The organism is Kitasatospora sp. NPDC001309 (assembly GCF_042896295.1).
In the GTDB taxonomy this organism is placed as follows: Bacteria; Actinomycetota; Actinomycetes; order Streptomycetales; family Streptomycetaceae; genus Kitasatospora.
Map to the genome: position 1 here is coordinate 42,973 of NZ_JBIAXC010000030.1, position 13,589 is coordinate 56,561.

Below are 13,589 nucleotides of genomic sequence, written 5' to 3' on the forward strand. Positions count from 1 at the left end.
GGAAACGAATAGTGTTCCTCTGATTGACAGCAGATGAACAGGGAGTGGACGGCGACAAGAAAACCCGGCTGAGCTGTGCCGAGTCGCACATTGCCCCGCTCTCGCCGCCCGTGCCAGAGTGCCGGGCATGGCCCACCCCCTCGCCTCCCAGCCCCGCCCCGCCGCCGGGCCCGCCCCCGCACACGTCTTCGACTGGCTCGACGAGGCCGCCGCACTGCGCGCCGACGCCGGACTGACCCGCACGCTGCGCAGCCGGCGCGCCGAGGACGCGGTCCTGGACCTCGCGGGCAACGACTACCTCGGGCTGACCAGGCACCCGGCGGTGACCGGCGCCGCGGCGGAGGCGGCGCTGCGCTGGGGCGGGGGGTCGACCGGATCCCGGCTGGTCACCGGGACGACCGCGCTGCACACCGAACTGGAGCAGGAACTCGCCGAGTTCTGCGGCGTCGAGGCCGCGCTGGTGTTCTCCTCCGGGTACACGGCCAACCTCGCCGCACTGACCGCGCTGACCGACCCGGACACCCTGATCGTCTCCGACGCCTACAACCACGCCTCCCTGATCGACGGCTGCCGGCTGGCCCGCGCCGACGTCCACCGCGCCCCGCACAGCGACCCGGCCGCGGTGGCCGAGGTGCTGGCCGGGCGGCAGCAGCGGCGGGCCCTCGTGGTCAGCGACTCGGTGTTCTCGGTGGACGGCGACGCGGCACCGCTGCGCGCACTCTCCGAGGCCACCCGGGCCGGCGGGGCCGCGCTGCTGGTGGACGACGCCCACGGGCTGGGCGTGCTCGGCCCCGGCGGGCGCGGCGCACTGGCCGCCGCCGGGCTGGCCGGGCAGCCGGACACCGTCGCCACCGTCACCCTGTCGAAGTCGCTCGGCTCCCAGGGCGGCGCCGTCCTCGGCCCGCGCCGGGTCGTCCGGCACCTGACCGAGACGGCCCGCACCTTCATCTTCGACACCGGCCTCGCCCCGGCCGCCGCCGGCGCCGCCCTCGCCGCGCTGCGCCTGCTGCGCGCCGAACCGCAGCGCGCCGACCGCGCCCGCGAGGTCGCCCGCACGCTCTCCGCCCGCCTCACCGCCGCCGGCCTGCACGCCTGCGAACCCGACGCGGCCGTGGTCTCGGTCCGCGCCCCGGGCCCGGAGGCCGCCGTCGCCTGGGCCGCCGACTGCCTCCGCGCGGGCCTCGCCGTGGGCTGCTTCCGCCCCCCGTCCGTCCCGGACGGCATCTCCCGCCTCCGCCTGACCGCCCGCGGGGACCTCACGGACCAGCAGATCGCCGACGCCGTCCGCACCATCGCCGACCTGGCCCCGGCGGGCGCCCGGAGGGCGTAGATGGCCGAGTCGCTGGTCTGGGACGACGTGGCGAACATGTTCGACCCGAGCGACGGGGGGACGCTGCCGGACGTGATGGTGGACAGCACCACGGCGGCCGACTGGCAGCTGCTGCTCGACCTCGTCCGGGAACGGGGCTGGGCGTACGAGTACGACGAGGGCGACGCCGTCCGGCCGCTTCCGGCGGCCGCGGCGGTGCTGGCGCGCCCGGACGACGCGGAGTGCCCGAGCCTGGTGGTGCGGCCGACCGCGGAGGTGTGCGCGATCTTCCGGTTCTACGCCGCCGAGGCGATCGACTTCGACGTCTCGCTCCTGGAGCTCCAGGGGCAGGAGCGCCTGGACGTCCTCTGCGCCTTCCTGACCGCGATCGGGCAGCGGCTGGGCAAGCCGGTGGTGATGTACGCCGAGGGTGGCTACCCGAACTGCCCGATGATCGGGTACGACCCCGAGGCCGACCGTGTCGTCCTGCTGCGCGCGGAGCACAGGGATGGCTGAGCCGCTGCGCTGGGCGGACCACGCCGGGTGGCTGCTCGATCCGGCCGCCGACGGCTGGCTGCCCGGCGAGGGCATCGCCGACACCACAGCGGCGGACTGGCAGGCGCTGCTGGACCTGGTGGTGGAGCGGGGCTGGGAGCGACGGTTCCTCGTGGGCTGCTTCGAGACGGCGCTGCCACGGGCCGAGGAGGTGCTGACCTGGCCGCGGGGCGGGGCCGCGCGGCCGGTGCTGAGCGTGCGGCCGGGCCCCGGGGTGGGGGCGGTGTTCCGGTTCGGCGGTGCGGAGCGGATCGACCTGGACGTCGACGTCGCACAACTCCGCGACCAGGAAGGGCTGGACGTGCTGTGCGGCTTCCTGGCCACGGTCGGGCGGCGGCTGGGCAGATCGGTACCGACGTACGCGGCGGGCACCGGCCCGTTCCTCGGGTACGACCGGGCGGCCGACCGGGTCCTGGTGCGCTGACCCCGGGACCGCGCGCTACGGCTGCCCGAGCACCAGCAGGGCCTCCGCGCCGGCCGGGCGGTAGCCGGCGGCCTGGAAGGCGCGGACGCTGGGGGCGTTGCCGGGGGCCTGCTGGGCCCAGACGACCTCGCCCTCCGGCAGCAGGTGGCGGGCGGCGGTGGCGAGGGCGCGGCCGAGGCCCCGGCCCTGGGCATGCGGGTCGACCTCGACGGCGGACTCCCAGCGGCCGGCCACGCCCCGGCCCAGGATGAGCACGCCGCCGTCGGCCTCGTACACCCGGACGTCCTCGCGGTAGCGCAACGCCCGGACCACGCGCGGGTGTTCGCGGTCCTCGACCGGGCGGAGCGGCAGCGGCGGACCGCCCGGGAGGCGGTCGGCGACGGAGAGCAGGTCGATGTTGTTGACGGTCCGTCCGGTGCGCTCGGCGAAGGCGGTGAGGAAGGGCGGGCAGAGCGGTGCGGACAGCGGGTCGCCCGGGGCGGCGGCGAGCGCGGCGCGCACCCAGTCCGGGTCCTGGTCGGTGAACACCACGGCGTGCGCGGCGAAGGCGATCACCCCGGCCTCGCGCGGCGAGGGCTGCGGCACCACCGTCACCGAGCCGTCCGGCGGCGGGAACACCCCGCCCGCCGCGTCCGCCAGGATCTCCGCCAGCCCCCGCGTCCCCATCACGCATCCCGTCCCGTCGTGGTCGATGATCGTCAGCCCCGTCAGCCTAGTCGCGCCGCCAGACCAACAGGTAGCGCCAGAAGAGCAGTTGCCGCAGCGCGTACCCCGGCAGCTCCCGGGCGGCGTACGCCCGCACCTCGGCGAGCGTGGTCCGCGGCCACATCACCGGGGCCGGGACGACCGCGGGCGGGGCGCCGCGTTCGCGCAGGTGGACGGCGAGGCGGCAGAGCGCGTTCACCGGGACGGCGGCCAGGCTGACCAGCCGGTCCCGGACGGTGGCCTCGCGGTAGCAGCCGAGCACCACCAGGACCCCGCCGGGCGCGAGCGCCTCGCGCAGCCGGGCCAGGGTGTCCAGCGGGAGGTGGTGGAGGCTGGCCAGGCAGGAGATGACGTCGTAGTGGCCGGGCGGCAGGTGGAGTTCGGCGAGGTCGCTCCGCCGGTAGTGGATGCCGGCGGGCCCGCCGGCGGCGCGGGCGGCCGCCAGCACGGCCTTGTTTTGGTCGACGGCGTCCACCTCCAGGCCCCGGCGGGCCGGCGCCCGGGCGAAGCGGCCGGTGCCGCAGCCGACGTCCAGGGCGCGGCGGGCGCCGGGCGGCACGCGGCGCAGCAGCGGCCGGTGGTAGTGGTCGTTGTGGTCGAAGGGCATCCGGTCAGACTAGACGGGCCCGTGACGGCCCCTGGGCGCGTCAGGCCGGCTTCCTGCGGGCCCGGCTCGGCTGCACCCGGGGCGGTTCGCCGGCGGCCTTGGGGTGGTCGGGCGGGTAGGGGAGTTCGCCGAGGCCCTCGTCGTGCAGCTGCTTGTCGTAGAGCTCCAGCAGGGCTTCCAGCCGGTACGCGTGGTCCGCCATCTCCGCGTTGGGGTCGCCGAGTTCGGCGAAGCGGGCGGGGACGGTCCGCAGGTCGAAGTCCTCGGGGGAGGCGTCGTCGAGTTCGTCCCAGTGCAGCGGGGCGGAGGCGGTGGCGCGGGGGCGGGCGCGCAGCGAGTAGGCGGAGGCGATGGTGCGGTCGCGGGCCATCTGGTTGTAGTCGACGAAGATGCGTTCGCCGCGTTCCTCCTTCCACCAGGCGGTGGTGACCTTTCCGGGCATCCGCTGTTCCAGCACCCGGCCGAGGGCGATCACGGCGTGCCGCCCGTCGGTGAAGGTCCACTCGGGCACCAGCGGGACGTAGACGTGCAGGCCGCGCCCGCCGGAGGACTTGGGCCAGCCGCGCAGCCCGTGCTCCGCGAGCAGGGCGCGCAGTTCGTGGGCGGCGCGGACGGCGTCGTGGAAGTCGGTGCCGGGCTGCGGGTCGAGGTCGATGCGCAGTTCGTCGATGTGGTCGGTGTCGCCGCGCCGGACCGGCCAGGGGTGGAAGGTGAGGCAGCCCAGGTTGGCGGCCCACAGCACGGCGGCCGGTTCGGTGGGGCAGATCTCGTCGGCGGAGCGGCCGCTGGGGAACTCGATCCGGGCGGTGGGCAGCCAGTCCGGCAGGCCCTTGGGGGCGCGTTTCTGGTAGAAGAACTCGCCGTCGACCCCGTCGGGGAAGCGCTGGAGGGTGGTGGGCCGGTCGCGCAGCCCGTGCAGCACCCCGTCGGCGACGGCCAGGTAGTACTGGGCGACGTCCAACTTGGTGAAGCCGCGCTCGGGGTAGTACACCTTGTCCGGATTGGACAGCCGGATGGTGCGCCCGGCGACTTCCAGTTCGACGGCTGTGCCCATGCCTCTCACGCTAAGGGCGCCGTGCCCGGCGCGCGCCCCGGGGCGAACCGCGCCAGGCTGGGACGCATGGACCTGCCCGTGATGCCGCCGGTGGCCCCGATGCTCGCCAAGTCGGTGGCGGGGATCCCGCCGGGGATGCAGTACGAGGCCAAGTGGGACGGCTTCCGCAGCATCGTGTTCCGCGACGGCGACGAGGTGGAGCTGGGCAGCCGCACCGGCAAGCCGCTGACCAGGTACTTCCCCGAGCTGGTGGAGGCCTTCCGGCGGGAGCTGCCGCCGCGCTGCGTGCTGGACGGCGAGGTGGTGATCGCCCGGGACGGGCGGCTGCGCTTCGAGGAGCTGCTGGAGCGGATTCACCCGGCGGCGAGCCGGGTGAAGCTGCTCGCCGAGCGGACGCCCGCCTCCTTCGTGGCCTTCGACCTGCTCGCCCTCGGCGACGATTCGCTGCTGGACGAGCCGCTGTCGGTGCGCCGCCCGGCCCTGGAGGCGGCGCTCGCCGGGGCCGCCGACCCGGTGTTCACCGCCCCGGCCTCGACCGATGCCGAGCTGGCGCGGACCTGGTTCGCCGAGTACGAGGGCGCCGGGTTGGACGGCGTGGTGGCCAAGCCGCTGGACCAGCCGTACCGGCCGGGCGAGCGGACCATGTACAAGATCAAGCACGAGCGCACCGCCGACTGCGTGGTGGCCGGCTACCGCGAGCACAAGAGCGGCCCGGTGGTCGGCTCGCTGCTGCTGGGCATCCACGACGACGCGGGCCGGTTGCAGCACGTCGGCGTGTGCGCCGCCTTCTCCATGGCGCGCCGGCGCGAACTGGTCGAGGAGCTGGCCCCGCTGAGGATGGACGACCTCGCCCAACACCCTTGGGGCGCCTGGGCGGAGGAGTCCGCGCACGCGGAGGGCCGGCTGCCGGGGGCGGTCAGCCGCTGGACCGGCGGCAAGGACCTGTCCTGGATCGCGCTGCGCCCCGAGCGGGTGGTCGAGGTGGCCTACGACCACATGGAGGGCAGCCGCTTCCGGCACACCGCCCAGTTCCGCCGCTGGCGGCCGGACCGCACGCCGGAGAGCTGCACCTACGCGCAGTTGGAGGAGCCGGTCTCGTACGACCTCGGCAAGGTCCTGGGAATCTGACGGTCGGTCAGGAGCGCGGGAGGCCCGACCCGTTCGCGCCGGGTCGGGCCTCCTGCTCTGTCCGCGCGCTGCGGTCAGGCCCGCACGGTGGTGGGGGCGTTGCCCGGGAGCGAGGGCGCGCCGCTGCCGGAGCTGCCGGCCGAGGGGGAGCCGGACACCGGGCCGGACGCGCCGCCTGAGGCCGGGGCCGACGGTGCGGAGGTCTCCGCCGGGAGCGCGTAGACGTTGTTCGGCGAGATGATCTTGGTGATCGCGTTCGCGAACAGCGTGGACGGCTCCTGGCCCTGGGAGATCACATCGGTGTTGAGCAGCAGCACCAGGGTGGCCTGGGCGTCCGGCATGTACACCGCGACGCTCTCGTAACCGGGCATCGAGCCGTTGTGCCCGATCCAGCCGTTGTTGTCGAACAGCCCGAAGCCGTAGGTGACGCCGGGGTCGCCGGTGGGCAGGGTCTTCAACCGCTCGGTCTGGCTGGCCGGGCTGATGATGGCGCCGGTGGCCATGGTCTTGGCCCAGCTCTCCAGGTCGGCGAGCTGGGTGATGACGGCCCCGGCCGTCCAGGCCCAGGACGGGTTCCAGTTGGTGGCGTCCTGGATGTCCCCGTTGGGCGTCTGGTCGGTGTAGCCGTGGGCGTGCGGGTCGGGGAGCGTCCCGTCGGTGGGGAAGCTCGTCTTGGCCAGCGAGGCGGGCGTGAACACCTGGGCCTGGAGGAAGTCGCCCGCGCTCTGCCCGCCGACCTTCTCGATCAGCTTGCCCAGGATGATGTAGTTGCTGTTGTTGTACTGGAACCGCTGCCCGGGCGGGAACACGGCGGGGTGCTTGTAGCCGTAGGCGAGCAGCTGGTCCGGGGTGAACACGTGGTTCGGGTCGCCGATCAGGGTGTTCACGAAGTCCGGGTCGGAGCTGTACGGGAACAGGCCGCTGCGCATCTCGCCGAGCTGGCGCACGGTGATCCCGTCGCCGCCGGGGACGCCGTCCACGTACTTGGAGATCGGGTCGTCCAGCGCCACCTTGCCCTGGTCCACCAGGCGCAGCACGGCGGTCGCGGTGAAGGTCTTGCTCTCGCTGCCGATGCGGCTGAACAGCCCGGGGTCCATCGGCGTGTTGGCGGTCTTGTCGGAGACGCCGAAGGACTTCTGGTACGTGCCGCCCGGCGTGATGATCCCGACCGAGATGCCGGGCACCGAGTTCTGCTTGAGCACGGACTGGATCGCGGCGTCCAGCTTGGCGCCGACGGCCGGGGTCAGCTGCACCACCGCGTTCGAGGAGGCGCTCCCCGAGGGGGAGTTGCCAGGGGACGGGCTGAGCGCGGCCGGTTCGGCGGTGACCGCAGGCTCGGCGGCCTGCCGGGCGGGCGTCGACTCTCCGGAGCAGGCGGTGGCGGCCAGCAGGCCGGCCAGTGCGAGGGCGGCTCCTGCGGCCAGCCGGGCGGAGCGGGGAGCGGCCGGGCGGGGCCGTCGGGTGTTGGTCATGGAGTGGGGCGCCTCTCTGCGGCGAAGGGCCCCGGAGCGCTGCTCCACGGGGCCGTGGGGGAGCGTCGCCACCGTAAGCACCGCCCTCGAACACCCGCGCGCCGGTGGCGGCCGGGCTGGCCCGAACGGACCCAACCCCACCCGACTGGCCCGCTCCGGCTGGCGGATCGTTGTCAAGTACCCCGCCGGTACGGCCGGTTGGTGTCGTCGCGGGTGCCGCGCGCTCGGCCGGACGGGTGAGCACCGGCACGCCGCACCCGCCCCTGGGCCCAGCTCGGGCACGATCGTTTAGCCCAGCTGTGGCCGCCCTTAAGAATTCCTCGATGGACCGCACCCCCTCCCACCAGGCAGATTTCTGCTTGCCGGAGCGTGCCCGTCAGGAGCGGCCGAACCGAGCCACCGGCCTGCCCGACCCTCGAAGGCCGTCCCCGATCAGCACGTCAGGAGCCGTCTCCCGTGAAGGCACTCGTCAAGCAGCATGCCGAGCCCGGCCTCTGGATGATCGACGTCCCGAAGCCCGAGATCGGCCCGGGCGAGGTGCTGATCAAGGTGCTGCGCACCGGCATCTGCGGCACCGACCTGCACATCCGCAAGTGGGACGGCTGGGCGCAGCAGACGATCAAGACCCCGCTGGTGCTCGGCCACGAGTTCGTCGGCGAGGTCGCCGAGCTCGGCGCCGGCGTCGCGGACATCGCGATCGGCGACCTGGTCAGCGGTGAGGGCCACCTGGTCTGCGGCAAGTGCCGCAACTGCCTGGCCGGCCGCCGCCACCTGTGCCGCAACACCGTCGGCCTGGGCGTGAACCGGGACGGCGCCTTCGCCGAGTACGTGGCGCTGCCCGCCTCCAACGTCTGGGTGCACCGGGTGCCGGTGGACCTCGACGTGGCCGCGATCTTCGACCCCTTCGGCAACGCCGTGCACACCGCGCTGTCCTTCCCGCTGGTCGGCGAGGACGTGCTGGTCACCGGCGCCGGCCCGATCGGCATCATGGCGGCCGCCGTCGCCAAGCACGCCGGCGCCCGCAACGTGATGATCACCGACGTCTCCCCGTACCGCCTCGACCTGGCCCGCCGGGTCGGCGTGACGCTGGCGCTCAACGTCGCCGAGCACACCATCGAGGAGGGCCAGCAGAAGCTGGGCCTGCGCGAGGGCTTCGACGTCGGCCTGGAGATGTCCGGCCGCCCCGAGGCGATGCAGTCGATGATCGCCAACATGACCCACGGCGGCAAGATCGCCATGCTGGGCCTGCCGGCCGAGGCCTTCCCGGTGGACTGGGCCTCGATCGTCACCTCGATGATCACCATCAAGGGCATCTACGGCCGCGAGATGTTCGAGACCTGGTACGCGATGTCGGTGCTGCTGGAGGGCGGCCTGGACCTCAGCCCGGTGATCACCGGCCGCTACGCCGCCACCGAGTTCGAGGCCGCCTTCGACGACGCCGCGAGCGGCAACTGCGGCAAGATCATCCTCGACTGGACCGCCTGAGCACCGTCTGAGCCCTGCCCGAGCCCGCCGATCCGCCGCCCCGCCGCTACGACTAGGAGTCTGCCCGTGTTCGACAACGTGCGCGCCGACATCGCCACCACCCTCGACGAGATCCGCGAGGCCGGCCTGTTCAAGCCGGAGCGGGTGATCGGCAGCCCGCAGAGCGCCGAGGTCACCGTCACCTCCGGCGGCCGCCCCGGCGAGGTGCTCAACTTCTGCGCCAACAACTACCTCGGCCTGGCCGACCACCCCGAGGTGCTCGCCGCGGCCAAGGACGCGCTGGACCGCTGGGGCTACGGCATGGCCTCGGTGCGCTTCATCTGCGGCACCCAGGACGTGCACAAGGAGCTGGAGGAGCGCCTCTCGGCCTTCCTCGGCCAGGAGGACACCATCCTCTACTCCTCGTGCTTCGACGCCAACGGCGGCGTCTTCGAGACCCTGCTGGACGACCGCGACGCCGTCATCTCCGACGCGCTCAACCACGCCAGCATCATCGACGGCATCCGGCTCAGCAAGGCCCGCCGCCACCGCTACGCCAACCGCGACCTGGCCGACCTGGAGCAGCAGCTCAAGGAGACCCAGGACGCCCGCCGCCGCCTGATCGTCACCGACGGCGTCTTCTCGATGGACGGCTACGTCGCCCCGCTGCGCGAGATCTGCGACCTGGCCGACCGCTACGACGCCATGGTCATGGTCGACGACTCGCACGCCGTCGGCTTCGTCGGCGCCGGCGGCCGGGGCACCCCCGAACTGCACGGCGTGATGGACCGGGTGGACATCATCACCGGCACCCTGGGCAAGGCGCTCGGGGGCGCCTCCGGCGGCTACGTCGCCGCCCGCCGGGAGATCGTCGCCCTGCTGCGCCAGCGCTCCCGCCCGTACCTGTTCTCCAACTCGCTGGCCCCGGTGATCGCGGCCGCCTCGTTGAAGGTGCTCGACCTGGTCGAGCAGTCCAACGAGCTGCGCGAGCGGCTGGCGGCCAACACCGCGCTGTTCCGCTCGAAGATGACCGAGGCCGGGTTCGAGATCCTGCCGGGCGACCACCCGATCGCCCCGGTGATGATCGGCGACGCGGCGAAGGCCGGCCGCCTGGCCGAACTCCTGCTGGAGCGCGGCGTGTACGTGATCGGCTTCTCGTACCCGGTGGTCCCGCACGGCGCCGCCCGGATCCGGGTGCAGCTCTCCGCGGCCCACTCCACCGAGGACGTCGAGCGCGCCGTCGCCGCCTTCGTGGACGCCCGCGCCGCGCTGGAGGGCTGACCCCCGCGCGGGGCCCGATCCCGACGAAGGGCCCGACCCCCACGAGGGGTTGAGTCCCACGAGGGGTTGACCCCACAAGCCGCCCGCGGGGCCGAGCCGCTCGGAACCGGCCCGTCCCCGCGGGCTCACCACCGCGCTGCGGTGGTGGTGAATCGATTCGCCACCGCCGCGCGGCCCGAAGACCAACTGCCCCACCCTCCCGCCTCGGGGGTGGGACACCGGCTCGCACCGGTGTCCCACCCCCGTTCGCGGTTCCGCCGCCAGGTCACGTTACCGGCCAGTAATTTGGCTGATCACCACCTCCTCCGGGGTCGGCTGTGATCACTAGGCTCGTCGTGATCACATCAAGTGGACCGAGGGAGCAGCGCGTGATGGCACGACCCCACCGAACCGGCGGACACCGGGCGGCGAGCGCCGCCCTGGCCCTGGCCCTGGCCCTGGCGCTCGGGCTCGGGGCCGGTGCGGTGGCCCAACCCGCGATGGCCCAACCCGCGCCGGCCGCACCCGCGTTCGGGTCCGCCGCCGCGTCCGCGCTCGGCGGCTTCCGGCTGGCGGACATCACCGCCCGGGACGGCGTCGTGCTCAAGGCCGACGTCTTCACCCCGCCCGCCGGAACCCCGGGCGCCGACGCCCGTGGCCGCTACCCGGTGGTGGTGCAGCCCGCGAGCTGGGGGCAGAACGACCTGGAGTACGTCGCCCAGGGGCACCGGTTCGCCGCCGCCGGGTACGTCGTCGTGACGTACACCGTGCGCGGGTTCTGGGGTTCGGGCGGGGAGGTGGACGTCGCCGGGCCCAAGGACGTCGCCGACATCTCGACGGTGATCGACTGGGCCCTCGCGCAGACCCCGGCGGACCCGGACCGGGTCGGCATGATCGGCCTGTCGCTCGGCGGCGGCCTCACCCTCCTCGGCGCCGCGTTCGACCCGCGGATCAAGGCCGTCGCCTCGCTCAGCGGCTGGGCCGACCTGACCGACGCGCTGTACAGCGGACAGACCCGGCACACCGCCGCCGCCACCCGGCTGGCCCGGATCGAGGGCCTGACCGGGCGCAAGAGCCCGGAGTTCGCGGCCGCCCTGGACGACCTGTTCGGCGACCACGACCTCCCCGACGTGATCGCCTGGGCGAAGCTCCGCTCGCCCGCGGCCTACCTGGACCGGATCAACGCCAACGGTGCCGCCGTCTACCTCGCCAACGGCTGGAGCGACAGCTTCTTCAACCCCGGCCAGATGACCGACTTCTACCGGCGGCTGACCGTCCCCAAGCGCCTCGAACTGCGGCCCGGCGACCACGCCAGCCAGGAGTTCACCGGCCTGCTCGGCTTCTCCAACGCCACCTGGGACGACGCCCGCGGCTGGCTCGACCAGCACCTCAAGGGCGTGGCGGGCGCGGGCCTGCCGCCGGGCGTCGGCCTGGAGGTCCGCCCGACCGGCACCCACGAGGCGTACCCGGACTGGGAGTCGGTCGCCTCCCGCACCGAGCGGCTGGACCTGGCCGGCACCGCCACCGTCCGCGGCGACCGGTCCTCCGGCGCGAGCGGCGGCACCGTGCTGCTCTCCGGCCTGGTCGACCAGTGGCTGCACCAGCCGCCGACCGTCCTGGTCCCGCTGCTGGACCGCGAGGCCGCCGCCGTGCGGCAGTCGGAGCCGTACGAGCGGGGCCTGTCCGTGCGCGGGGCCGTCCGGGTGCACACCACCGTGACCGGCTCCGCCCCGCAGGGCACCGCCGTCGCGTACCTCTACGACGTGGACGCGCTCGGCGTCGGGCGGCTGATCGCGCACGCCCCGCAGAGCTGGTCCGGCCGTACGGCGGGGCAGTCCTTCCCGCTGGACGTCACGCTGTTCCCCACCGCGTACGACCTCCCGGCCGGCCACCGGCTCGCGCTGGTGCTCGGCACCCGGGACGGCCTGTACGGCGGCGAGACGCCGTCGGACGGCACGGTGGCCTTCGGTCCGGCGGAGGTCTCGCTACCCGTCCGCTGAGGCCGGCGCCGCCCCGCCCTCCCGCAGTCGGAGGGCGGGGCGGCGCCCGGTCGGACAGGCCCCCCCGGGCGGTCGGTCCGGGAACGAGCCAAGCGCCGGACGGCCCCTGGGTCAACAGCTGAGATGAATCCGGACGGAAAATACGTCAACAGACGTAATCGGACGGCGGGCCTTGCGGACAGGGTGGAGAGGCCGGGCGCGGTTCAGAGGCGGCGGCGGAACACGTCCGTGACGGTGTTGGTGTCGCCCGGCACCAGGTTGCCGTCCTCGGCGTCGAACAGCACCGTGCCGCCCTCGGCGTCCACGTACGGGTTCTGCGCGGCGGCGGTGCTCTGGGAGCCGTCCGAGGCGAGGCTGACCCGCTCGATCCGGCCGGTCCACAGGTCGCGGCGGAACACGTCGGAGGACTGGTTGGTGTCGTCGGCCACCAGGTCGTCCGCGGCGGAGTCGAAGTAGACCCAGCGCCCGTCGGCGGTGATCGCCGGGTCGTAGGAGCCGTCGGTGGGCGTGGTGCCGGGCAGCGGGGTGTTGACCAGGGTGACCTTGCCGGTGACCAGGTCGTGGACGTACAGGTCCATCCGGAGGCCGTGGTTGCCGGGGCGGGGGCCGACGCCGTAGGTCGGCATGCCGTACAGCGCGTAGCGGCCGTCGGGGCTGATCCGGGCGTCCATCAGGCCGACGCCGCGCTCGGCGCCGGTGGTGTCCACACCGGCGACGACCGTCCGGCCGGTGGCGGCGGACCAGACGTAGTACGGGTAGAAGCGCGGGCCGGCCAGCTCGGCGTCCGCCGCCGCCGGGGCCGCGGGGGTGCCCGGGGCGGGGTCGGTGAGGTTGTAGGCCCGGGAGACGAAGCCGACCGTGCGCCCGTCCGCGCTGATGGTCGGACGGTAGGAGTGGTTGTCCGCGCCGGTGCCGCCCGCCGGGCCGGTGGTGACCAGCCGGGTGGTGTGGGTCCAGCGGTCGGTGACGTAGATGTTGATCTTCCCGCGGCGGATGCCGGTGGTCAGGTCGGTGCGGTTCGAGGCGTAGGCGACGTAGCGGCCGTCCGCGCTCAGCGTGGGGTTGTCCGCGCTGCGGATCGTCTCGTCGTCCGCGGTGGCGAGCAGGCCGCCGGTGATCAGCTCGGTGCGCCCCGTCCAGCGGTCGCGGACGAACACGTCGTTCTCGTGCTTCGCCTGGCCCGGGACGACGTTGGTGGCGGCGGTGCTGAACGCCACGAACCGGCCGTCCGCGCTGATCGAGGCGTCCGTGGTGGGGGCGTTCAGCTGCGAGCCGTCGTCGGCGACGCTGACCCGCTCGATGTGGCCGTTGCGCAGGTCGCGGACGTAGACCTCGCCGGAGTTCGGGGTGCCGGTGGACGGCAGCAGGTCGGTCGCGGCCGACGAGAACAGCGCCGAACGGCCGTCCGCGCTCAGCCCGAGCCCGGTCGAGGCGCCGTTCAGCTGCTCCCCCTTGAAGCCCTCGCTGACCCGGGCGGTGTCGCCCTTGGGCGGCCGGGCCTCGGCGGCGGGCATCACGGCGCCGACCGCGAGGGCGGCCACCAGGACGCAGCCGGCGCGGGCGAGCCGGCGGCGGGAACGGGCGGTGATCATGGACATCCTCCCCAGATGA

12 protein-coding genes are annotated in these 13,589 nt (G+C 74.1%); 7 read left to right on the forward strand and 5 right to left on the reverse strand.

Annotated features, from left to right (window positions below; all coding sequences use genetic code 11):
• Window positions 1-127 precede the first annotated feature (127 nt).
• From ACFY2K_RS27295 to ACFY2K_RS27305, 3 genes are read left to right on the forward strand one after another with little or no spacing between them, the layout of a single operon-like run.
• Window positions 128-1,330 carry an 8-amino-7-oxononanoate synthase gene (locus ACFY2K_RS27295; RefSeq protein ID WP_380524444.1) on the forward strand — a complete coding sequence of 401 codons (1,203 nt, stop codon included), beginning with the start codon at window positions 128-130 and terminating at the stop codon, window positions 1,328-1,330.
• On the forward strand, window positions 1,331-1,825 hold the full coding sequence (locus ACFY2K_RS27300) for a hypothetical protein (RefSeq protein WP_380524443.1): 495 nt from the start codon (window positions 1,331-1,333) through the stop codon (window positions 1,823-1,825). It abuts the gene before it with no gap.
• Window positions 1,818-2,288: a hypothetical protein gene (locus tag ACFY2K_RS27305; RefSeq protein WP_387714828.1), complete on the forward strand. Its 471-nt coding sequence runs from the start codon at window positions 1,818-1,820 to the stop codon at window positions 2,286-2,288. The genes ACFY2K_RS27300 and ACFY2K_RS27305 overlap by 8 nt, the downstream gene beginning before the upstream one ends.
• A 15-nt stretch (window positions 2,289-2,303) precedes the next feature.
• Here ACFY2K_RS27305 and ACFY2K_RS27310 read toward each other — a convergent pair whose 3' ends face one another.
• The 3 genes from ACFY2K_RS27310 to ligD are packed head-to-tail and all read right to left on the reverse strand — an operon-like array spanning window position 2,304 to window position 4,654.
• Window positions 2,304-2,954: a GNAT family N-acetyltransferase gene (locus tag ACFY2K_RS27310; RefSeq protein ID WP_375886457.1), complete on the reverse strand. Its 651-nt coding sequence runs from the start codon at window positions 2,952-2,954 to the stop codon at window positions 2,304-2,306.
• 46 nt (window positions 2,955-3,000) lie between these two features.
• Window positions 3,001-3,600 (reverse strand): class I SAM-dependent methyltransferase, encoded by a 600-nt coding sequence (locus tag ACFY2K_RS27315; RefSeq protein WP_387714832.1) that lies wholly within the window; start codon window positions 3,598-3,600, stop codon window positions 3,001-3,003.
• 40 nt (window positions 3,601-3,640) lie between these two features.
• On the reverse strand, window positions 3,641-4,654 hold the full coding sequence (gene ligD, locus ACFY2K_RS27320) for a non-homologous end-joining DNA ligase (protein ID WP_387714834.1): 1,014 nt from the start codon (window positions 4,652-4,654) through the stop codon (window positions 3,641-3,643).
• 66 nt (window positions 4,655-4,720) lie between these two features.
• Here ligD and ACFY2K_RS27325 point away from each other — a divergent pair, with 66 nt between their 5' ends.
• The gene (locus ACFY2K_RS27325) at window positions 4,721-5,782 is read left to right on the forward strand and encodes an ATP-dependent DNA ligase (protein WP_380640915.1); all 1,062 of its coding nucleotides are present in this window, start codon (window positions 4,721-4,723) and stop codon (window positions 5,780-5,782) included.
• Between the two features lie 74 nt (window positions 5,783-5,856).
• Here the strand turns inward: ACFY2K_RS27325 and ACFY2K_RS27330 are convergent, their stop codons facing one another.
• A complete protein-coding gene (locus ACFY2K_RS27330) occupies window positions 5,857-7,254 on the reverse strand; it encodes a serine hydrolase domain-containing protein (protein ID WP_387714838.1) in 1,398 nt (465 codons plus the stop codon).
• 456 nt (window positions 7,255-7,710) lie between these two features.
• Here ACFY2K_RS27330 and tdh point away from each other — a divergent pair, with 456 nt between their 5' ends.
• From tdh to ACFY2K_RS27345, 3 genes are all read left to right on the forward strand, one after another.
• Window positions 7,711-8,739, forward strand: coding sequence for an L-threonine 3-dehydrogenase (tdh, locus tag ACFY2K_RS27335; protein WP_380409431.1), 1,029 nt, complete (start codon window positions 7,711-7,713; stop codon window positions 8,737-8,739).
• A gap of 66 nt (window positions 8,740-8,805) precedes the next feature.
• Complete coding sequence (locus ACFY2K_RS27340; protein WP_375886472.1) at window positions 8,806-9,999, forward strand: glycine C-acetyltransferase; 1,194 nt, start codon at window positions 8,806-8,808, stop codon at window positions 9,997-9,999.
• Window positions 10,000-10,370: 371 nt separating this feature from the next.
• Window positions 10,371-11,978 carry a CocE/NonD family hydrolase gene (locus ACFY2K_RS27345; protein WP_380524436.1) on the forward strand — a complete coding sequence of 536 codons (1,608 nt, stop codon included), beginning with the start codon at window positions 10,371-10,373 and terminating at the stop codon, window positions 11,976-11,978.
• 203 nt (window positions 11,979-12,181) lie between these two features.
• On the opposite strand, the gene ACFY2K_RS27350 is transcribed toward ACFY2K_RS27345, so the two are convergent.
• A complete protein-coding gene (locus ACFY2K_RS27350) occupies window positions 12,182-13,570 on the reverse strand; it encodes a TolB family protein (protein ID WP_380524435.1) in 1,389 nt (462 codons plus the stop codon).
• Window positions 13,571-13,589 lie beyond the last annotated feature (19 nt).